The following is a 21,140-nucleotide window of genomic DNA, read 5'->3' as shown; positions in this document are numbered from 1 at the left end:
CTTAATAGGTAATTGAACGATATATGGCATCTCTACAAGACCAACTTTTGAAAGCGGGTTTAGCAGATAAAGGAACTGCAAAGAAAGCCCGTGCTGAGAAGCGTAAAAAGCAGAAGCAGAAAAAGCCTGTTGTTGATGAAGCTACTATAGCAGCGCAGCAGGCGGCTGAAGAGAAAAAAGCGCGCTCTCGCGAGCTAAATCAACTGCAGCAAAACGAGCGAGAAAAGCGCTCTATAGCAGCTCAGGTTAAACAGCTAATAGTCACCAATAAACAAGAACGCAAAGGCGATACCGTACTTAACTTCACTCATGATAACGTGGTGAAGCGGATGTACGTAAGTGCGGATATGCACCGTCAGGTGACAAAAGGTCGATTGACCGTAGTGTTGTTAGATGATGCCTACGAGCTGGTGCCAACGCCGGTCGCCGATAAAATTGCGCAGCGAGATGAAAGCTTTATTGTTTACCGAGCTGATTTAGATAAAAGCGGTAATGATGGTAAAGATGAAGCAGAGGATGATTGGTATGCAGACTATGAAATCCCCGATGATTTGACGTGGTAAGTTACTTTCCTCTTCGTAATATGTCGCGTTGGAATTTACCTTTTTGCGTTAGCTTACACAGTCAAACAACAAAATTGAGGCTTCATGATCACCTGGATCTGCAGTAAGTTCGATGAGCTTAGTACTCACCAGCTTTTTGATTTGCTAAAACTTAGGGTAGATGTGTTTGTGGTTGAGCAAACATGTCCTTACCCAGAGCTTGATGAAAAAGACAGGCATCAAGAAACTCGTCACTTAATGGGTTTTGTCGATGGCAAGTTGATTGCGTGCGCTAGGTTATTAGCGCCTGGCGTTAGCTATCCGTCAGCAAGTATTGGGCGTATAGCTACCCATAGTGCTCACCGCAACAAGGGCGCAGGCAAGTTGTTGGTAGATAAAGCCATAAATGAATGCGATGTATTGTGGCCTGACGCGTCTATCGAGATAGGTGCACAGGAATATTTACTCGAATTCTACAAGAGCTTTGGCTTTGTCCCCACTTCGGTAATGTATCTTGAAGATGACATTCCGCACGTAGATATGAAACGAGACTGAGTAAATTTAACCAACTTTAAGCCGACTTAAGCCTTATAAACATCCTAAAAGCCCAATTGTCAAATTGGGCTTTTTTCTGTTTGGTGCATTAGTGCCGGCACTCTTTTGGCGCAATGCCAAAAGCTTGTTTAAATACTCGACTAAAATGACTTGCACTATTAAACCCTAAATCGAAACACACGGCGCTGATAGGTTGACCGCTGAGCAGTTGGGCCCGTGCGCGCTTTAACCGCAATTGCTGCTGAAATAAAGCCGGTGTAGTACCAAAGGCAAGCTTGAACTGCTGATAGAATTTGCTTCTACTCATGCATGCTATCTTACACAGCTTGTTAATGTCTAAGTCTTGCGAAACATTCTCTTCTATATACCTAATTGCCTCGCTTATTTTGCTATCTAGTTTCAGCTCTTCTGAATTTGCCAAAAGAAGCTCACGGCTTTGCTGCTGCAATAACCGAGTAATGAGCTCGTTTAACGATAAATCAATTAAATAGTGACGTTCGGCACCTTGTTCACTGAATAAATGAACCATACGCTCTAGTAATTGCTGTGTTTGTACATTGTGCTGCGTATGCACGACATTTGGAACGTATTCAAACAAGGCATCGTGAGCTAGCCGCTGCTTCATATTTAGCGCCTTGGAGACATCATTGATCTTGTCTCGGCTTATCTCTATAGCGAGACACGTTGTGGGCCGATTGAGAGAAGCCTGAGGAAAGTCGATAAGCACCTTATTTTGCGGAGCAACCACAAACGATTCATTTGGTAAAAATGCTTTGTGATATTGGCTGCTTTCTACGTGCATTATTTTCTTACCAGTTAGCATAGCGCAGAAAAGTAGCTCGTTTGAGTGAAGTGCAACCTTTTGAGCACTTTCGTAGGTGTCGTAAATACTCAACTCACTGCTGTCAGCAGAAAATGTAACCTTGTTTTCAATTAAGACATCAAGCTGTTGACGTTTTTTGTCTAAATTCGGAGTATGCATAGTTAGCCTTTACTGATTGTTTGGACTCTCAGGCAAATTTCTTGGACAGCAAATCAAGTTACCTTCTTATTGTTATATTAATGTAAATCAATAGTGAATATAAAGCATGGTGTTTTATCTATATTTACGACCAATAGCTATATGAATTTTTACCGCTAGACAACAAGAAGAGAGCACAAATATGATTTATGCAAATCCCGGAAGTGAAGGCGCACTTGTAAATTTTAAAGCTCAATATGGTAACTATATTGGCGGGCAGTGGGTTGAGCCTGTTAATGGTAACTATTTTGACAATATTAGCCCGGTTAACGGAAAAGTGTTTTGTAAGATACCGCGTTCAGACGCTGATGATATTAATCTTGCCCTTGATAAAGCACACGAGGCGAGGGAAGGATGGGGAACAACATCTGTCACAGAGCGTAGTAATATTCTGCTTAAAATTGCCGATCTTATAGAAGAGAATTTAGAGCTGCTGGCTGTAGCAGATACGTGGGACAATGGTAAAGCAGTACGCGAAACCTTAGCGGCTGATATTCCTCTCGCCGCCGATCATTTCAGGTATTTCGCAGGTTGCCTGCGTTCTCAAGATGGTTCTATTGGTGAAATAGACGAAACAACCGTTGCTTACCATTTTCACGAGCCACTGGGAGTTGTTGGTCAAATTATTCCGTGGAACTTCCCCATTCTTATGGCTGCATGGAAGCTTGCACCTGCATTAGCCGCAGGCAATTGTGTGGTGCTCAAACCAGCAGAACAAACGCCGGCTTCTATTTTAGTGCTTACTGAAATTATTGGCGATTTGCTACCACCTGGTGTACTAAACATTGTAAACGGGTTTGGTAAAGAGGCGGGGGAAGCGCTAGCTACGAGTAAGCGAATTGCCAAAATTGCTTTTACTGGCTCAACGCCAGTGGGCTCTCATATCCTAAAGTGTGCGGCTGATAATATCATTCCCTCGACGGTCGAATTAGGAGGTAAATCACCAAATATCTTCTTTAATGACGTTATGGATAAAGACGACGCGTTTTTATCGAAAGCGATTGAAGGTGCCGTACTTGCATACTTTAACCAAGGCGAGGTGTGTACCTGTCCGTCGAGATTGTTTATTCAAGAAGACATTTACGATCAGTTTATGGAAAAAATTCTTGAGCGCACTGCGAAAATTTTAAGAGGTAACCCCCTTGATACTGAGACCATGGTGGGGGCACAAGCATCGAAAGAACAGTTCGACAAAATACTTAACTATATTGAAATTGGTAAAAGTGAAGGTGCTGAAGTACTCACAGGGGGAAATGTTGAGCAGTTGACAGATGAACTGAATAGCGGCTTTTATATTCAGCCAACGTTGCTGAAAGGAACCAACGACATGCGTGTCTTTCAGGAGGAAATCTTCGGCCCAGTTATCTCAATGTCGACCTTTAAGGACGAAGCCGAAGCACTCAAACTTGCCAACAGTTCCGAGTTTGGACTTGGCGCAGGTGTATGGAGCCGAAATATGAATTTGGCTTATCGCATGGGACGGAAAATTGAAGCGGGCAGGGTGTGGACCAACTGTTATCACATGTACCCAGCACATGCTGCGTTTGGCGGTTATAAAAAGTCAGGGATTGGTAGAGAAACCCATAAGCTAGCGTTGAGCCACTATCAACAAACCAAAAATTTATTAGTCAGTTACAGCGAAGATCCACTCGGGTTCTTTTAAATATACGCAGCTATAATTAGGTGAAATTAAGGCTGACAACAAGCCGAATTTTTAAAAGTGAATGTGTAAAGCCAATGCTGAAAAATATGGCAGTGACTTTTTAATCTTCCGTTCATCTTTTTTTAATGGAGCGTAAAAGGTTTAGTTACGTTTTTTCTCTACCATATAAAGGGTAGCAAATACTGTTGTCCTGCTGCTGAGAAAGTGGCAGGAACGTTCGCGGGGCATCTGGGTTGAGGATTTGATGTGTGTGCCATAGAAAGCCCGTGTTAAACGATACAGTAATAATCGTTACAATTATGCCCAACGCGTCCCTTCGTTGGGCTTTTTTTTCTTTTACGGCGTTAATTTTACCGTTAGCCGGTAACCATTTCCCCGTAAAGTTTCTATCGAAATTGAGCTGTTCACACTGAGCTTTTGTCGCAAGCGACTGATGTATACATCGACAACGTTGGTCAAAGGGTCGCTATGACTTCTCCAAACTCGACTGAGTATTCGTTCTCTAGACAGCACCTTGCCTGCATTTTCTGCAAAATAGAATAAGGTGTCATACTCTAGCTTTGTAAGTGAGAGCTCTTCGCCGCAGAGAGTGACAATTCGAGAGTCTTTATCAATTTGCAAAGGGCCTACTGTAAAACTGTCGTTCACAGCCGTTGTGCCAGCTCTGCGTTTAAGTGCTGTGATACGTGCCAATAACTCGTCAAAGTCGAAGGGCTTACACAAATAGTCATCAGCACCCAGCGTTAAACCATTCACTCTTTCCTTCACATCGTCAACGGCTGTTAAAAGCAGAACCATAGGTGCATTTGGCATTGATTTTATGGTTGGAAGCAGTTCCACACTGTCCTCATCCCCAAACATTCTGTCGAGTATGGCTATAGCGGGAGACTCTTGCTTAATACGAGTGATCAAATTATGTAGCGTGCTTTCTTCAACACAATGGTAACCCTCAGCGCTCAATCCGCGAGATATAAATCGTAGAAGTGGCGCTTCATCATCTGCAACTAAAATTTTCATTATGGCTGTCTCTCATTGTTTGGAACTTCGCTGAAAGTTGTTTCTTCAAAAGCTGCGAGCGGCTTATTGTTGTTTGCTTTTTTAATCGATAGCGTAAATGTTGAGCCTTTGCCCAGTGTTGATGTAGCCATCAGCTTTCCGCCGTGAGCCTCGGCAATTGCCTTCGCAATAGATAGCCCTAAACCCATTCCATCGCCTTTTCTTTTTAAACGCACAAAGCGCTCAAAAATGTGCTCTAAATCCGATGAGGAAATTCCCTCACTAATATCGATAACATGAATGTTTACCCAATGGTCGTTTTCATCTACGGCGAGAGTAATAGGGGCATGTTCAGTTGAATACTTACTGGCGTTCTCGATAAGTATAGTAAGCGCCTGAATAATTCTGTCTTTATCGATGATTACGGTTTGACTTTTGTCCACGCTATCAATGTTCCACTTCAACGAAATTACACGTGGTTTCACAATTTTTTGCCATAATGCTATCTGTTCGTTGACCAAAGACTTCAGTGAATATTCTGCAACATCTAGGGTGAACTCATGCATTTCTGCTCTAGCCAAAAGCAAAAGGTCGTCCACTAGTTTACTTAACTTCACAGACTGCTCTAAGATTGTATGCAGCGTTTCTTGGTATATCTCATTTGCCGCAGATTTTTGACGTAGTGTTACTTGGGCCTCACCCCGAATAATAGTGAGAGGCGTGCGCAATTCGTGGCTCACATCAGCCATAAACTGCCGACGCTTGGCGTCTAACTGAGTGAGTTTATTATTCACTTCTTGCAGGGCGCGAGTGCGGGTCTCAACATCATATTCTAGCTGCTTGCGGTAGGCTGATGCTTTGTCTTCGTGCTCAGCGAGTCTTGCAATCATTGAGTTCAACGCTTTAACCAAGTCAGTAAACTCATCATCCAGTGTTTCAGGTAGGCGATAATGATAGTTGCCAGATGCAATAGCATCGGTGCCTGTGCGAATAACGGTTAATGGGTGATACAAAGCATTAAACAGCCAGTAGCAGCCTAATAAAATAAAAGGACAGGTAATAGCGCCTAAAATAATGGTAAACCAAACAATACTGGTGTTCAGCGTGTCTATACTTGCATTTATTCTAGATACTACTTTGCCTTGACGCACTACTGCTGCGTTTATAGCTTCTCTAAATTGATTATCAATGGTGCTTTCAAGCAGGGTGTGTAATCGCTCTTGTTCATGTAAAGGCGTGCTGTCGTTTAGCTGGGCGATGTCGCGAAACTCTGAGACAATATAGGCAATCAACGCCTCAAGTTCGTCAGTATCTTCAACGCTGCCTTGAGTAGCATCAAGTCCTAATGCCTCTCGCTGGGCTAGTTCGAACTTCTTAATTCGCGTAATAGATTGATCAATTTTTTCTTGTTTGTTTCTAACATTCGCCTGATTAGCGCCCTTGCCAAAAATGAGTTCGTCAGTGAGTTGTTTAAACAATCGATAGGAAGTGCTCGAAAGCTCTTGATGCTCAGACAGAAGAGATTGAGCTAGTTGGCTTTGCTCTAAGTTTGCACGAGTGAGGTGAGCCGTAACAGCCGCACTTGCTAACGCGATAATAAGAATAAAGGTAGAGAGAAGGCCAAATAGATAGAGTTTGCGTTTATACATAATAATTTGAAATCGCGTTTATATATTTAAGTTTGTCGTCAACTTCGTCATTAATGATTCGGCATCAGTGGTGCAGGTCAACGATGTCAATACCTATCATCGCAATTATATTTGAACTCGTAACCACGAAATCTTATACGTTAGGTAATTGATATTCGGTCACTAAACTCAATACATCGCAAAGTAACTTATAAAAAACAAATCGAATATGGATAAAAATGCTATTTCATCAACTCGGGCAACGGCTAATAACCATTTATATGAGGGGACGTGTGGGAATACTAGCCTAGTCTGTTCAGCGCTAATGACGTTTGATACTGAAGTTCGATATTAATCTTTTTATGGTTTGGGCTCCACCCCGCTAGAAAACGATGGAAATCGGCACAGGCGAACGAGTAAAGGCTTCTCCACTCGTTCACAATGAACGGAATGTCTTGTTCTGTGATGCTTGTTTTAGAGTTCGCACATTGGCGCTTTAAGGCACGTTCAAGCGCGGTAAAGTAAACATTTAAGCAACGGTCGCGGAACAGACGTTGATCGTTGTCGCTCAAAGCACTTCCCAAAAAATAGGCAACATCTTTAACCCCGGCGCCAAAGCCCACATATTGAAAATCTACTGCAGCACACTGCGTATAGTGCGGTGTAAAACAGAAATTCGCCACTTTTGCGTCACCGTGAAGCAGAGTTTGGTATTTTGAGTTGGCGAGTAGGGTGCTTATCTCTTGCGCTCGCGTTTTCAACTCTGAAGAGGGCATGGCATTGTATTCATCACGTCGGGTGTTCAGATACCAGTAGGTGCCTTCTTGCCAAACTTCAACGTTTTCGCCGTTAGGCTTTTTAAGGTTTAAAGATGGTTTCGTATCTATAAATGCGGCATGAAATTCCGCCAGCCAATGCAGTACAACCTTAGCTTGAGTAACACTAAGAGAGAGTGTAGTTTCAGAATAGCCCGCTGCTCCAAGGTCTTCCATAACTAACAGTGTTTTGTCTTCCTTGGTTTCAACAGCGATACCCCGAGGCGTTTTGCAAAACTCATTCGTGAATGGTTGAATGTGATTGTAAAAGTTATTTTCAATAGCAAATGACTTAAGCTTTCTTTGGTGGCCCGTTAATGAACTCCACCCCCTCGGATGTTGAGCAACGTCAGTAGGCGAAGCGCACTTTACCACAACAGGTAGCGGGCCTTCGGTTGTATTGGCATCGTGCTGCTCTAGAATAGCGCGGAAACAAGCACCGTAGCCACTCCACAGTGTTTGAATAAGTGATGCGCGGCTTATTGAGGCCGAGCAGACTTGCTCTACCCATGATAAAAATTGGGGATCTATTGCGCTATCAATGTTTGTATCTGCCGTCATTGTTGTTACCAATGGTCAATATTTGAATACTTTCTAGTAGGTAATTATCTATACGGACTAATGGTATAAAATGCCATGCAATTAATACAAGTAGCGTCCACTTAACATAAAAAAGCCGTTTCATAATGAAACGGCTTTTATACGGCTGCTACCGTGCTCATTCCTTAATACGACAGGAAGAGCCAGTAGGACAAGAGTGGCTTAACTCATTAATCTACACTCTCAGGCAAGGTTGCAGGAGCCGAAGCTCGTGCTGATGCTTGCGATACCAGCGCAGTTTTGCCACAAACTGCCAAAGAAGGCCGCGTATCATCCGATTTTGAGATTAACTCAACATCGACAAACGCATCGTCAACAGAGGCAGGCGAAGTCATTGGATGAGACGCTCTGCGCTTACCTAATCCGCTTGCGCCTAGAGGTGATACCACCGCCGACGCTGCTTTCTCAGCTGCTGGTTTATCCTCTACCTTTTTATCTTCTTTAGCGTTTATATCAGCGTCTATATCTTGCGCTTCCGTAGTAGCCTCTTTAGAGGGTGTTGCAGGTGACTGTTTAGAATCATCTGCAGGCGTCTCTGAAGATGGCACCGCTTCAGCAGTCACCTCTTCTGAGTGCTTATCAGTATGAGTATCTTCTTCTAAGTTAATCTCAACTTGCTTAGGCTCAACCGCTGCTGGCTGAGGTGTTTCAGCAGCTTGTGAAGAAGAAGTGTTTTGCTTAACTTCGTCTTCAGGTTGCGCTTCTTCAAACTGTAACTCATCTTGTGATGGACTTGCTTCTACTTTTTCAGAAGTCTCATCGGCTACCTTTTCAACAGCCTCTTCAGCTTGCTGAGCAGGGGCTTCGGTCTCTTGTGTCTTAACAGGAGCTGGCGAAGGTGCCGCCTCTGATTGAGCTTCTGCGCTTTCTACCTTTGCTGCAGTTTCCGCGCCTGCGGCGCTGTCGACTTTAGCGTCGGTATTAGCTTCAACGTCTGGTGATAAGTTACCTGGCTGCTTGGCTTGAGTTTCATCAACGCTTACTTGTGAAGCATTATTTTGACTCTCGTTATCGACAGCATTGTTGCCTTCATCATTTTGCTGGGCTTCTTTCTTACGACGTTGACCGGCAGCACGAACATGACGCGGAGAACGACGTGAGCGTCCTCGGCTTTCACGCTTCTGGCCATTTTCGTCATTTGTTGATTCTGAAATTACCGCTGCTTCTTGAGTTTCTTCAGTAGACTCAGACGTTTCTGATGGCGAACCGATCACTGTTTTTTCTTTAGCGTGATGCTTCTCTAAGGGCTTTCCTGCCGCATCTTCTGTTACGGGAGCAGAAGTTACTACTTGCTCTTCAGGTTGCTTATCAGCTTGGCTATCTGCCTGTTTCTCTACTTGTCTTTCTACTTGATTGTGAGCGCTCTCTGGCTTTTTCGGTGCAGCTGGTTTGCTTTCCGCATTTGGTGCGCTCTGTGCGTTGGCGTTTACTGAATCACCTTTGTTCACTCGAACACTGCGACGCTTATCACGACGTTTTCTGCGCTCGGCAACTTCGCGTTTCTTCTCAACTTGATTATCCTGCTGTTCAACATTGTCTTTAACAGTTTCATCTTGTTTAGGCGTGTCGTGCTTTGGCTTTTGCTGCTCGTCACGAGGCTGCTGCGCTCTGCGCGGTTTGCGGCCTTTGTTATTGTTGCGTTTATCGTCTTGCTCTGAACGAGGAGCGCGCTGCTGATCTTGCTCACCTTCTTTTGCCCCCGCTGGGCCATTACGGCGCGTATTTTTACGAGGTTTACGACGGCGGTCATCATTGTTGCGAGTATTACGCGGGTTTTTACCTTTGTAATTAGATGATGTCTTCTCTTCTTGTTTTTGCGTGTCTTTCGACAATGAGTCTGACTTATCATCAGAACCAAACATGTCGTTAATCCACTTACCTATGCGAGCAAATAAAGAGGGGACATCGCTAGATTGTGCTGGTTTCGCTTGTGTCTGCGGCTTTGGCTGAGACACAGGTGCTGCCGTAGTTGGCGCAACAAGCCCTTTGAGCGCAGGCTCTTCTCGTTTTACAGGTGCTGTTGTAGTAGATACTTTTTCAGTTTCCACTGCTGGCATTAACTCTACTTCGTAGCTTGCATCTTGCAGCGCATCATCTGGACGACGGCGCTCTACCTGATAATGAGGAGTCTCAAGGTTTGCATTTGGAATAAGTAACAAATCAACACCATGACGCTTTTCAAGTAGCTGGATAGATTTTCGTTTCTCATTCAACAGATAAGTGGCTACAGAAACAGGAAGCTGTGCCTCTATTTGCCCTGTATTTTCCTTTATGCTTTCTTCTTCAAGTATGCGAAGGATAGACAACGCGAGCGATTCTGTTCCACGAATGGTGCCGTGGCCTGAGCAGCGCGGGCAAACATGGTGTGCAGATTCGCCAAGAGAAGGACGTAAGCGTTGACGAGACATTTCTAATAAACCAAAACGAGAAATGCGTCCAAGCTGAACGCGTGCGCGATCGCTTCTAACCGCGTCTTTCATGCGGTTTTCGACTTCGCGTTGATGCCTAACCGGCGTCATGTCGATAAAGTCGATAACTACCAAGCCACCTAGGTCGCGTAAACGCAATTGACGGGCAATTTCATCTGCGGCTTCAAGGTTAGTGTTAAGCGCAGTTTCTTCAATGTCTCCACCTTTTGTTGCTCGCGCAGAGTTAATATCAATTGACGTTAACGCTTCAGTAGGGTCGATGACAATCGAGCCACCTGAAGGCAGGCGAACTTCTCGTTGAAAAGCAGATTCGATCTGGCTCTCAATTTGATAATGGCTGAATAAAGGCACTTCACCGCGATATAGTTTTACGCGGCTCGCAAAGTCTGGGCGAACAAGCTCAATATGCTGCAAAGCCTGCTCATAAATACTCGTTTTATCGATCAGTATTTCGCCAATGTCGCGGCGTAAGTAGTCGCGTATAGCACGCACAATTACGTTGCTTTCTTGGTGAATTAGGAAAGGTGCTTCCCTCTCTTTTGCGACTTCGGAAATAGCTTCCCAGTGCTTAAGCAGAACTTTCAAATCCCACTCTAATTCTTCGTAAGACTTACCAACGCCCGCAGTACGAACAATTAAGCCCATACCGTCAGGAAGTTCTAATTTGCTTAACGACGCTTTTAACTCTGTGCGTTCATCGCCTTCTATACGACGAGAAATACCACCTGCACGAGGGTTGTTGGGCATCAATACTAAATAGCTTCCTGCCAAAGACAAAAACGTAGTAAGCGCAGCGCCTTTTTGGCCGCGTTCTTCTTTGTCAATTTGGATGATAACTTCTTGGCCTTCCTTGATAACATCTTTGATGTTAGGGCGGCCTTCAAATTTATAGCCTTTAGGAAAGTACGTGCGGGCAATTTCTTTTAGAGGAAGGAATCCGTGGCGGTCGGCACCATAATCGACAAATGCGGCTTCAAGGCTAGGTTCTACGCGGGTTATCTTACCTTTATATATATTTGCCTTTTTTTGTTCATGCCCTGGACTTTCTATGTCTAGGTCGTACAAGCGTTGCCCATCTACCAGTGCAACACGCAACTCTTCTTGTTGAGTTGCATTTATTAACATTCTTTTCATTGTATCTAACTCTGTTTTTGTACAGCCGTTAAGACACAAAATTAAAGTGACATGTGCAAACCCTCACCGCGCAACCTCTCGGCTGGACGGGGACTTTGTTGTTACATCGCATTATCTCTAGTGGGTAGCTTTTGCGTAAAATACGTGTCATACGCGGTTTCTGTCAGAATTTCGGCTGCAAACGTTTTTGTTGTTTGCCTATATTACCGCACTGATTAACCTTTCAGAGGCTACACTGCTTTTGAGATGTCGGGAGCGACTCACCCTTATTTCTTTCTTCATTTTAACAAGCGATATCATGTGCATCGCTCGTTTGTCATTTAATTCTGTTAGCAAAACGGCAAACGTATTTTATGTTCGCAAGCATGGTTTCGCTTATGTACGGCAGTGTTGTCGTTGCCTCTTAGCGAGTTCGGTATGAAATGTCTTGTTATGTTAATAACATTACCGAAACCTAACCTATGCCTTTTCGTTTGCGACTTGAACCTACGACCGAATACATCGTCGTTTTTAATTCAATATCGTCTTTATGAATTTTAGGCAGGTTGTTACGCGAAGAGTACGGATTGGCGTACGATTAAGATTCGCGATTTTAGTGCCTAAAAAGCATGGTGAATTATCGCACCAAAAACTGAAATTAAGCAAGGTAAGTCGGTGAATAAATGTAACTATTAAATAGATACCTTAAAAAAACAGGCCACTCAGAATAAAAAAGACACAAATGCAATAAATTAGAGCAAATAGAAAGTTTCATAATGTTGATGGCAAAACATTGCGTTATAATGCCTGAATGAAAGAACAAGCCCCCCAAAAAGTCCGTTTTTTAACGGTCGATGCCGATCTAGCCGGTCAACGAATTGATAATTTTTTGCGTACCCAGTTAAAAGGTGTACCGAAAAGTATGATTTATCGCATTTTGCGCAAAGGCGAAGTGCGTGTAAACAAAGGCAGGGTAAAGCCTGAGTATAAGTTGCAAACAGACGACATAGTTCGCGTACCTCCTGTACGTGTGTCTGAGGGCGCACCGGCACCGTCGCCCAAGTTAGATAAAATTGCCGCTCTTGAATCACATATTTTGTTTGAAGACGATCGCCTTATCGTTATGAATAAGCCATCAGGAATGGCAGTTCACGGTGGAAGTGGATTAAGCTTTGGTCTCATTGAAGGGCTTCGAGCTTTGCGCCCCGATGCAAAGTTTATGGAGTTAGTGCATCGTTTAGACAGAGATACATCTGGCTGTATGCTGATTGCAAAAAAACGCTCGGCACTGCGCCATATGCACGAGCAACTGCGCAATGGCAAAATGGACAAGCGTTATCACGCGCTTGTAGCAGGAGAGTGGCCGGTTAATCGATTTAAAGTAAAAGCGCCACTTAAAAAGAATACCCTCCAATCTGGCGAGAGAATGGTAAATGTAAGTGAAGATGGAAAACCGTCCGAAACTCGCTATCGAATTTTAACCCAATTTGAGGGGGCGACCTTAGTTGAGGCGTCGCCGATAACCGGGCGAACTCATCAAATACGCGTTCACTGCTTACATGCAGGGCATCCTATTGCCTGTGACCCTAAGTACGGCGACAACGATTTCGATGCCAGTATGAGGTCAAAAGGATTAGATCGCTTGTTCCTTCATGCATACAGCATTGCTTTTATTCACCCTGGCACTGAAGAGAGAATGACTTTTAACGCGCCGTTAGATAGCCATTTGAATGCGGCACTAGGTGCTCTTTAACGCCATTTTTACATCAATACCGAAGAGTAATGCAGTAGAAAGTATCAACACACGGATAAAAATATAAATGCAGAGCACGTCAAAGGCATCAAATAAACCGCGCTACAAGCTTGCCATTTTTGATTGGGACGGCACCGTCATGGATTCCGCCGACAAAATTATAAACTGCATGCAATTTGCCGCTAAGCAATGCGGTATGCCAATTCCAACAAGCGACGAAGTTGGGCATATTATCGGTATTAGCCTTAAGCCTGCCATTAAGCAACTATTCGATATTGATGATGATGCATTGGCAGAGAAATTAGTACTGGCATATAAAGAGGCGTTTTTGGCAAAAGATACCACCCCTTGTCCTCTTTTTGAGGGGGCTCAGGAAATGTTTGAAGCACTTAAATCTTCTGGTTGCACGCTTGCTGTTGCAACGGGCAAGGCAAGAAGAGGCTTAGATAGAGCGTGGAAGCAAACTAACACCGGTCATTTTTTCTCTGCCTCTCGCACAGCAGATGAAGCAGAGTCAAAGCCTTCGCCAGATATGCTACTTCAACTTGTTGATGAACTGTCGATGTCGATAGACGAGGCGGTAATGATTGGTGATACCACATACGATATGAAAATGGCGCAAGCGATAGGAATGGATAGAGTGGGGGTTTCTTATGGCGTGCACGCTCAAGTCCATTTAGAAACACTAAAGCCAAAAATAATTGTTCACTCTATCGAAGAGCTTAAGCGTTTTTTACTAAACGAGCCCGTTTAGATTAGAGTTGCTTCAAACGGGGAATATCTCTTCGACGTCAAGCGGTAGCTAATTCCAATAGGTTGACGTTGAAGTGGTTAGACAAGATGTCGTTTAACAACATGATGGGAAGCCCAATGAGGCTGTTGGCATCTCTGCATTCTATTCGTTCAAATAAAAGCACGCCCATTCCCTCACTTTTAAAACTGCCCGCACAATCAAGGGGGCGCTCTTTTTCTACATAGCTTTTAAGAAGAGAGATAGGATTGTGGCGAAAGTACACGCGAGTTTCTTCTACTTCAACAACGGTTGTATTGCTGCTTGCTTGGTGGACGCATACCGATGTAAAAAACGACACCACTTTTCCTTGGCAGCGAGAAAGCTGATCTACTGCGGTATCTGCATCTAAGGGCTTTCCTAGTAATAATGACGTAGCATCGGTTTCGAGGTAAGCAACCTGATCACTACCAATAATGATAGGGCTTTGATTTTTGCCTACAGTATAAGTATTAGAGTTGTTAGCGTTAAGCTGAGCACTTACTGCGCGTGCTTTTTCTTCAGCTAAGCGTTTGCTTAGCTCAAGCGCGCTCTCGCTTGGCATAGGTGTTTCATCAATATGAGGGCTGACGGCGTCTACCTTAATACCGATATCGGCTAAGAGTTTTTTTCTATACTGAGAAGATGACGCTAGTATTAATGTAGTCACTTAATTTGGCTCCTTATTTTCAATAAAAAAGCAATATTTGGTTAATCGGCCCTGAGGATTTATTCGCCCGCGCAGCATTAAGTTTAAATGCCTTGTAGTCTGACTCTCGTTTTCTCCGGAGCATTGAAAGAAGCTTAGCGACGAAAGCTAGGCCGAAAGAAGCTAAGCGGTGAAGTAGCAACAGAAGCCCCATTTTACAGTGTTTTATACCAAGTTAAATCGCATTTTTGCTTTGACACAGGCGGGGTGAGGCTATATCATGCGCGCCCTATGCAGAAAGTGAAATTACCCCATTCGGTTGAACCGACCAAAAGTGCCACGAAACGTTCCGATTATCGGGGCGTAATTCTGGCTAAAGACATGGAACGATTGAGCGGGGCAGTTGTCCGATGCAGTGAATATGTGGACGCAGAAGTACAGTTCGAAAAAGACGCGCAGGGTCTTACTGTTTTTCACGGCCATTTATCTACTGACGTCACACTTATCTGTCAGAGGTGTAATGGTGAACTCGATTTATCCGTGAATGCGGATTTCTGCTTTACTCCAGTGCAGGGAGAAGAGCAAGAAAGTGATGACATCATTCCCGAGGCTTACGAACCGGTAGAGGTCGACGACCACGGAGAAGTTAGTCTGCTTCAGATATTTGAAGACGAATTACTATTATCATTGCCCATAGTGCCCCTTCATGCAGAGTCGGAGTGTGCTGTGAAGCGTGATGAGATGTCATTCGGAAAGATTGAACCGGAACAAGAGCGACAAAACCCTTTCGCGGTTTTGAAAGAACTTAAGCGAGACCAGGAGTAAGTTATGGCAGTACAACAAAATCGTAAAACGCGTTCAAAGCGCGGCATGCGTCGCTCACACGATGCATTGACAGGCGCGACTTTGTCTGTCGATCAAACGTCAGGCGAAACGCACCGTCGTCACCACGTGACTGCTGACGGTTACTATAAAGGCAAGAAAGTAATCGGCGCCTAAGTCGGATACTACATTTTGTCTAAGCTAACCATCGCGTTAGATATCATGGGGGGCGATCATGGTCCCCCTGTTATCCTTGCTGCAGCCGTCAAGGCCATTCAGCTACATCCCAATGTTCGCTTCACGCTTTGCGGCGACGACTCCACAATTGAAAACGGCATAAGTTCGCTTACACCCAGCGAGCGAGAGCGTGTAGATATTGTACACTGCTCACAAACTGTCGAAATGGGCGAGGCACCCACATCAGCCTTACGAAATAAAAAAGATTCCTCCATGCGGCGCGCTGTAGAACTCGTTGAAAGCGGTGATGCTAATGCATGCGTTAGTGCCGGAAATACGGGCGCTTTGCTTACCCTGTCGTTCTACTTGCTTAAAACCTTATCGGGAATCGACAGGCCTGCATTAATTAACATGTTACCCACCACGAGCAATCACAAGGTGTTTTTGCTAGACCTTGGTGCGAACGTAAACTGTACCCCCGAAATTCTTTTTCAATACGGTGTGATGGGCTCTGTCCTTGCACAAGAAGTTTCTGGTATTGCATCGCCTAGAGTTGCTTTGCTGAATGTGGGCGAAGAAGACATAAAAGGTAACGCCCAAGTAAAGTCTGCCGACCAATTATTCAAAGACGCACCAGGGATAAACTACATCGGATATGTAGAGGGGGATGATATATTTACCGACTATGCTGACGTTGTCGTTACCGATGGATTCACTGGTAACATTGCTTTAAAGTCCAGCGAAGGTTTAGCCAAGCTGGTGATTAATGAAGTAAAACGCCAGTCGCAGAAAAACCTCTACACTCGATTACTAGCCAAAATTGCCTTTCCATTACTGAAATCTATCTACAATAGCGTGAACCCCGACCAGTATAACGGTGCGAGTCTGATAGGATTGCGCGGCATTGTTATCAAGAGTCACGGAAATGCGCAAAAAGACGCTTTTTACTACGCCATTGTGCAAGCAATGAAAGAAGCAGAAATGCATTTGCCGGATAAGATAAAAACAAAGATAGAAACGGTATTGTTGGAGCAGCTTTGAGCAAATATTCTCGCTTTATAGGAACAGGCAGTTATTACCCCAGTGACGTGCGTACAAACGCCGATTTAGAAGTCATGGTAGACACCAGTGACGAGTGGATCACTGACAGAACGGGTATTAAAGAACGTCGTATTATTGGTGCGGATGAAACTGCCGCAACTATGGGTGCAGAGGCCAGTAAGAAAGCCATAGAAATGGCTGGCATCGACCCAAAATCCATCGACATGATTGTATGTGCCACAACAAGTGGTCGTTACGCACTTCCAAGTACCGCGTGTGAAATACAGCGTATGCTTGATTTAGACGGTATTCCCGCATTCGATGTTGCAGCGGCATGTGCTGGCTATTGCTATGCGCTTAGCGTTGCCGATCAATATATTAAGTCTGGTATGGCCAAGCGTATTTTGGTGATTGGTACCGACTGTTTAAGCCGTCTTATCGACCCAGCAGACAGAACCATGGTGATTTTATTTGGTGATGCTGCAGGTGCAACTATAATTGAAGCCAGCGATGAGCCAGGAATATTATCAACGCATATTCACGCTGCAGGCTCATATGGTGATTTGCTTTATGTAGGTAACCCTACGCGAGGTGACGAACAGTCAGTTCATGAAAACTGGGGCGTGATGCGTGGCAACGAGGTGTTTAAAGTAGCGGTTAACAAGCTGTCGCAAGTTGTTGAACAAACCCTAGCCGCTAACGATATGCAAAAAACCGATTTAGATTGGTTAGTGCCACACCAGGCGAATTTCAGAATTATTAAAGCGACGGCGAAAAAGCTAAACATGTCGTTAGATCAGGTAGTATTGACGCTAGAACAATACGGCAATACATCGGCAGCGACAGTACCTACCGCGTTAGATACCGCTATACGCGATGGTCGAATTCAGCGTGGACAACACTTGTTGTTGGAAGCGTTTGGCGGCGGCTTTGCCTGGGCGTCTGCGTTAGTACGCTACTAATTGTTGAAAAGTGCCACAGGGCATCTTTTTGATATTAGTAGGGTAGAACACGAAATGCGCCATTTTTACTTCTAAAGGTTTATAAAATAATAAGGAAGCAGAATGACAAAAACAGCCTGTGTATTTCCAGGGCAAGGCTCACAAAGCGTGGGCATGCTAAAAGAATTGGCTGCTGATTACCCCGTTGTAGAGGCAACATTTAAAGAAGCGTCTGAGGTGTTAGGTTACGACCTCTGGAAGCTTGTTCAAAACGATGCCGATGGCCAATTAAACGAAACCCACATCACGCAGCCAGCATTGCTTACAGCAAGTGTTGCAACGTGGCGCGTTATTCGTGAACAAGGCTTAAATGTAGATTATTTAGCAGGTCATAGCTTGGGTGAATATTCAGCCCTTGTGTGTGGTGGGGCAATGAACTTCGCTGATGCGGTAAAGCTGGTTGAAGCACGAGGCAAATATATGCAAGAAGCCGTACCAGCAGGTGCGGGCGCTATGTTTGCTATTATTGGGTTAGACGATGCTTCTATTGCCAATTTATGTCAGCAAACCGCCATTGCTACTGGAGATGTTGTTGCACCGGTTAACTTTAATTCGCCAGGGCAGGTTGTTATAGCGGGCGAAAAAAGCGCCGCAGAACAAGCCGCTCAGGCGTGTAAAGAGGCGGGTGCTAAACGTGCGCTGCCACTTGCCGTAAGTGTACCGTCGCATTGCGAATTAATGCGCCCAGCCGCTGATAAACTTGAAGATGCTCTTGCATCTCTGTCGGTCTCAGAGCCCACTATAAATATTGTTAATAATGTTGATGTGACTATTGAGACTCAAGGAGAAGCAATTAAAAACGCGCTAGTGCGCCAATTATATTGTCCCGTGCAATGGACTCGAACCGTTGAGTATTTGGCTGCTGCAGGCGTACAGCGTGTTATCGAAGTTGGTCCAGGAAAAGTACTGACCGGCTTGAACAAACGAATTAACAAGAGTCTTGAGTCTCTTGCTGTGAATACACCTGAGGGTGTGGAAGCATTAAAACAATAAGGAAATGCGATGAGTCAATTAGACGGTAAAGTTGCCCTTGTTACTGGTGCAAGCAGAGGTATTGGGAAAGCCATTGCTACTGCTCTTGCAAATCAGGGGGCTACGGTCATTGGTACCGCAACAAGTGACAGTGGTGCTGAAGCTATATCGGCCTACCTCGACGCTTCTGGTGGCAGAGGCCTGGCGCTAAATGTTACTGACAAAGACAGCGTTGATAGTGTGTTAAAAGATATCACCGCTGCAGAGGGCGGCATTGATATTTTAATTAATAACGCAGGCATTACTCGCGATAATCTTTTATTGCGCATGAAAGATGATGAGTGGCAAGATATCATCGACACCAACCTGACATCGATATTTACGCTATCTAAAGCCGTGCTTCGCGGTATGATGAAGAAGCGTTGCGGGCGAATTGTTAACGTAGGTTCGGTGGTAGGTAGTGCTGGAAATGCGGGGCAAGCGAATTATGCCGCTGCAAAAGCAGGGGTCATTGGGTTTTCGAAATCGATGGCAAGAGAAGTTGCTTCTCGCGGGATCACTGTTAATGTTGTAGCCCCTGGTTTCATCGACACAGATATGACAAAGTCATTGTCTGATGACCAAAAAGAAGCCATTTTTAAAGATATTCCAGCAAACCGTTTGGGTTCTCCTGATGAAATTGCCGCCACTGTTGCCTTTTTAGTGAGCGACGGTGCAGCGTATATTACGGGCGAGACTATCCATGTAAACGGTGGGATGTACATGGGTTAAATTCGCAAAAATTGCGAATTTTGTTGAGTTTAGGGTGGTATTTACCCAAACTTGGATGTAAAAATAGTATTTAAATAATTTCGAATGTCGCTGGTTTGACCAGAAAATTAGTTTACACTGGTGCTTGCAAGGAACGACCTAGCAAAATAAACTAGCGACACTTTTGTTATCTAGTGACGTTTAAGGGAAACCTAGAATTATGAGTAACATTGAAGAACGCGTTAAGAAAATCATCATTGAACAGCTTGGCGTTAAAGAAGAAGAAGTAAAAGCAGAAGCTTCATTCGTTGACGATTTAGGCGCTGATTCACTTGACACTGTTGAGTTGGTAATGGCTTTGGAAGAAGAATTCGATACTGAAATTCCTGACGAAGAAGCTGAAAAAATCACTACTGTACAATCAGCAGTTGATTATATTAATGCTAATAAAGACGCATAAGTCTTAATTTAGTTACGAAACGGCTCTTTTTTAGAGCCGTTTTTGTTTCTCCTACTTTTAGTTCCAAAGCGAGGACTTTTTGTGACAAAACGTCGCGTAGTGGTTACCGGAATTGGGATGCTTTCACCATTGGGTCTTAACAGTGAAGACACATGGCGCAAACTGCTCGCAGGCGAGAGCGGCATAGGTGAAATCACTCACTTCGACTGTAGTAACTATTCAACCCGTTTCGCAGGTCAAATTAACGATTTTGATCCTTTGGATTATATCGATAAAAAAGAAACCAAGAAAATGGACCGTTTTATCCAGCTGGGTGTTGCAGCGGGTAAACAAGCACTAGCCGATTCCGGATTGCCTATTAACGATGATAACGCTCACCGCGTAGGTGTCGCGATTGGTTCAGGTATTGGCGGTCTTGAGCAAATAGAGCAAAATCATAGTAAGTTGCTTAACAGCGGGCCAAAGCGAGTATCTCCTTTCTTTGTGCCTTCAACCATAACGAATATGATCTCTGGCTTCCTTTCCATTATGGAAGGATTAAAAGGGCCAAATATCAATGTTGTTACCGCGTGCACAACCGGCGTTCATAATATCGGTATTGCAGCAAGAACCATTGCTTATAACGATGCAGACGCCATGTTAGCAGGAGGGGCTGAAGCAACGATAACGCCTTTAGGCATAGCTGGATTTGCCGCAGCGAGAGCGCTATCTTCTCGCAATGACGATCCGAAGGCAGCTAGCCGCCCATGGGACAAAGATCGCGATGGGTTTGTCATGGGCGAAGGCGCTGGTGTAGTGATGCTTGAAGAGTACGAATCAGCAAAAGCACGTGGTGCTACTATTTATGCTGAACTTGTCGGCTTCGGCATGAGCGGTGATGCTTATCATATGACGTCACCACCTGAGGACGGTGAGGGTGCTGCAACGTCAATGCAAAACGCATTGCTGGATGCGAAGATTGATCCAACCGAAATTGGCTACATAAACGCTCACGGTACGTCTACACCGGCAGGTGATGTCGCTGAAGTTGCAGCAGTAAAACGCGTATTCAACGAGCATGCTTACGATCTTTTAGTTAGCTCAACAAAATCTATGACGGGTCACTTACTTGGGGCTGCAGGTTCTGTAGAAGCCATATTCACGATATTGGCATTACGAGACAAGATGGCACCACCGACTATTAATTTAGACGAGCCTGGTGAGGGATGCGACCTCGATTTTGTCGCCAATAAGGCGAAAATGTTTACTGCCGACCACGCGTTGTGCAATTCATTTGGTTTTGGTGGAACCAACGGCTCACTTGTATTCAAGCGCCTTTAATACCGCGTAAAACCATATACTTGCTAAAGATACAAAGGGTGATACATGCTATGTGTCACCCTTT

19 protein-coding genes are annotated in these 21,140 nt (G+C 44.5%); 13 read left to right on the top strand and 6 right to left on the bottom strand.

The window, feature by feature from the left end; translation table 11 throughout:
• Nucleotides 1–23: 23 nt before the first annotated feature.
• Both GTW09_RS01750 and GTW09_RS01745 read left to right on the top strand, forming a co-directional pair.
• The gene (locus tag GTW09_RS01750; protein ID WP_071979171.1) at nucleotides 24–563 is read left to right on the top strand and encodes a DUF2058 domain-containing protein; all 540 of its coding nucleotides are present in this window, start codon (nucleotides 24–26) and stop codon (nucleotides 561–563) included.
• Nucleotides 564–647: 84 nt separating this feature from the next.
• Nucleotides 648–1,097, top strand: a complete 450-nt coding sequence (locus tag GTW09_RS01745) for a GNAT family N-acetyltransferase (protein WP_163109504.1) — start codon at nucleotides 648–650, stop codon at nucleotides 1,095–1,097.
• Between the two features lie 88 nt (nucleotides 1,098–1,185).
• Here the strand turns inward: GTW09_RS01745 and GTW09_RS01740 are convergent, their stop codons facing one another.
• Complete coding sequence (locus tag GTW09_RS01740) at nucleotides 1,186–2,079, bottom strand: AraC family transcriptional regulator (protein ID WP_163109501.1); 894 nt, start codon at nucleotides 2,077–2,079, stop codon at nucleotides 1,186–1,188.
• A gap of 181 nt (nucleotides 2,080–2,260) precedes the next feature.
• On the opposite strand from GTW09_RS01740, the gene exaC reads away from it, so the two are divergent.
• Nucleotides 2,261–3,781: an acetaldehyde dehydrogenase ExaC gene (exaC, locus tag GTW09_RS01735; RefSeq protein WP_071979116.1), complete on the top strand. Its 1,521-nt coding sequence runs from the start codon at nucleotides 2,261–2,263 to the stop codon at nucleotides 3,779–3,781.
• Between the two features lie 336 nt (nucleotides 3,782–4,117).
• On the opposite strand, the gene GTW09_RS01730 is transcribed toward exaC, so the two are convergent.
• The 4 genes from GTW09_RS01730 to rne all read right to left on the bottom strand — a co-directional run bounded on the left by GTW09_RS01730 (nucleotide 4,118) and on the right by rne (nucleotide 11,383).
• Nucleotides 4,118–4,798, bottom strand: a complete 681-nt coding sequence (locus GTW09_RS01730) for a response regulator transcription factor (protein WP_163109498.1) — start codon at nucleotides 4,796–4,798, stop codon at nucleotides 4,118–4,120.
• Complete coding sequence (locus tag GTW09_RS01725) at nucleotides 4,798–6,426, bottom strand: sensor histidine kinase (RefSeq protein WP_163109495.1); 1,629 nt, start codon at nucleotides 6,424–6,426, stop codon at nucleotides 4,798–4,800. Before GTW09_RS01725 ends, GTW09_RS01730 begins: the two co-directional genes overlap by 1 nt.
• A gap of 281 nt (nucleotides 6,427–6,707) precedes the next feature.
• Complete coding sequence (locus tag GTW09_RS01720) at nucleotides 6,708–7,781, bottom strand: phosphotransferase (RefSeq protein ID WP_203565581.1); 1,074 nt, start codon at nucleotides 7,779–7,781, stop codon at nucleotides 6,708–6,710.
• Nucleotides 7,782–7,990: 209 nt separating this feature from the next.
• Entirely contained in the window at nucleotides 7,991–11,383 is a 3,393-nt protein-coding gene (gene rne, locus GTW09_RS01715; RefSeq protein ID WP_203565580.1) for a ribonuclease E, read from the bottom strand.
• 790 nt (nucleotides 11,384–12,173) lie between these two features.
• Here rne and rluC point away from each other — a divergent pair.
• Nucleotides 12,174–13,115 carry a 23S rRNA pseudouridine(955/2504/2580) synthase RluC gene (gene rluC, locus GTW09_RS01710; protein WP_071979113.1) on the top strand — a complete coding sequence of 314 codons (942 nt, stop codon included), beginning with the start codon at nucleotides 12,174–12,176 and terminating at the stop codon, nucleotides 13,113–13,115.
• A gap of 67 nt (nucleotides 13,116–13,182) precedes the next feature.
• Nucleotides 13,183–13,869, top strand: coding sequence for an HAD family hydrolase (locus tag GTW09_RS01705; RefSeq protein ID WP_163109492.1), 687 nt, complete (start codon nucleotides 13,183–13,185; stop codon nucleotides 13,867–13,869).
• A 37-nt stretch (nucleotides 13,870–13,906) separates the two neighbouring features.
• On the opposite strand, the gene GTW09_RS01700 is transcribed toward GTW09_RS01705, so the two are convergent.
• Entirely contained in the window at nucleotides 13,907–14,554 is a 648-nt protein-coding gene (locus GTW09_RS01700; RefSeq protein WP_163109490.1) for a Maf family nucleotide pyrophosphatase, read from the bottom strand.
• 270 nt (nucleotides 14,555–14,824) lie between these two features.
• On the opposite strand from GTW09_RS01700, the gene yceD reads away from it, so the two are divergent.
• The 8 genes from yceD (at nucleotide 14,825) to fabF (ending at nucleotide 21,076) form a co-directional block, all read left to right on the top strand.
• A complete protein-coding gene (gene yceD / locus GTW09_RS01695; protein WP_071979110.1) occupies nucleotides 14,825–15,358 on the top strand; it encodes a 23S rRNA accumulation protein YceD in 534 nt (177 codons plus the stop codon).
• A gap of 3 nt (nucleotides 15,359–15,361) precedes the next feature.
• Nucleotides 15,362–15,532, top strand: a complete 171-nt coding sequence (gene rpmF, locus GTW09_RS01690; protein ID WP_071979109.1) for a 50S ribosomal protein L32 — start codon at nucleotides 15,362–15,364, stop codon at nucleotides 15,530–15,532.
• Between the two features lie 15 nt (nucleotides 15,533–15,547).
• Complete coding sequence (plsX, locus tag GTW09_RS01685; RefSeq protein ID WP_163109488.1) at nucleotides 15,548–16,573, top strand: phosphate acyltransferase PlsX; 1,026 nt, start codon at nucleotides 15,548–15,550, stop codon at nucleotides 16,571–16,573.
• Nucleotides 16,570–17,535: a beta-ketoacyl-ACP synthase III gene (locus GTW09_RS01680; RefSeq protein WP_163109486.1), complete on the top strand. Its 966-nt coding sequence runs from the start codon at nucleotides 16,570–16,572 to the stop codon at nucleotides 17,533–17,535. The genes plsX and GTW09_RS01680 overlap by 4 nt, the downstream gene beginning before the upstream one ends.
• 102 nt (nucleotides 17,536–17,637) lie before the next feature.
• A complete protein-coding gene (gene fabD, locus GTW09_RS01675; RefSeq protein ID WP_163109484.1) occupies nucleotides 17,638–18,567 on the top strand; it encodes an ACP S-malonyltransferase in 930 nt (309 codons plus the stop codon).
• 9 nt (nucleotides 18,568–18,576) lie between these two features.
• Nucleotides 18,577–19,317: a 3-oxoacyl-ACP reductase FabG gene (gene fabG, locus GTW09_RS01670; protein ID WP_163109482.1), complete on the top strand. Its 741-nt coding sequence runs from the start codon at nucleotides 18,577–18,579 to the stop codon at nucleotides 19,315–19,317.
• A gap of 199 nt (nucleotides 19,318–19,516) precedes the next feature.
• Nucleotides 19,517–19,756, top strand: coding sequence for an acyl carrier protein (gene acpP / locus GTW09_RS01665; protein ID WP_032095800.1), 240 nt, complete (start codon nucleotides 19,517–19,519; stop codon nucleotides 19,754–19,756).
• An 81-nt stretch (nucleotides 19,757–19,837) separates the two neighbouring features.
• A complete protein-coding gene (gene fabF, locus GTW09_RS01660; protein WP_071979104.1) occupies nucleotides 19,838–21,076 on the top strand; it encodes a beta-ketoacyl-ACP synthase II in 1,239 nt (412 codons plus the stop codon).
• Nucleotides 21,077–21,140 lie beyond the last annotated feature (64 nt).

The sequence above is a fragment of the Alteromonas hispanica genome (assembly GCF_010500915.1).
GTDB lineage: Bacteria > Pseudomonadota > Gammaproteobacteria > Enterobacterales > Alteromonadaceae > Alteromonas > Alteromonas hispanica.
Note: the sequence above shows the minus strand (reverse complement) of the source record. Positions and strands in the feature narration are given on the sequence as shown.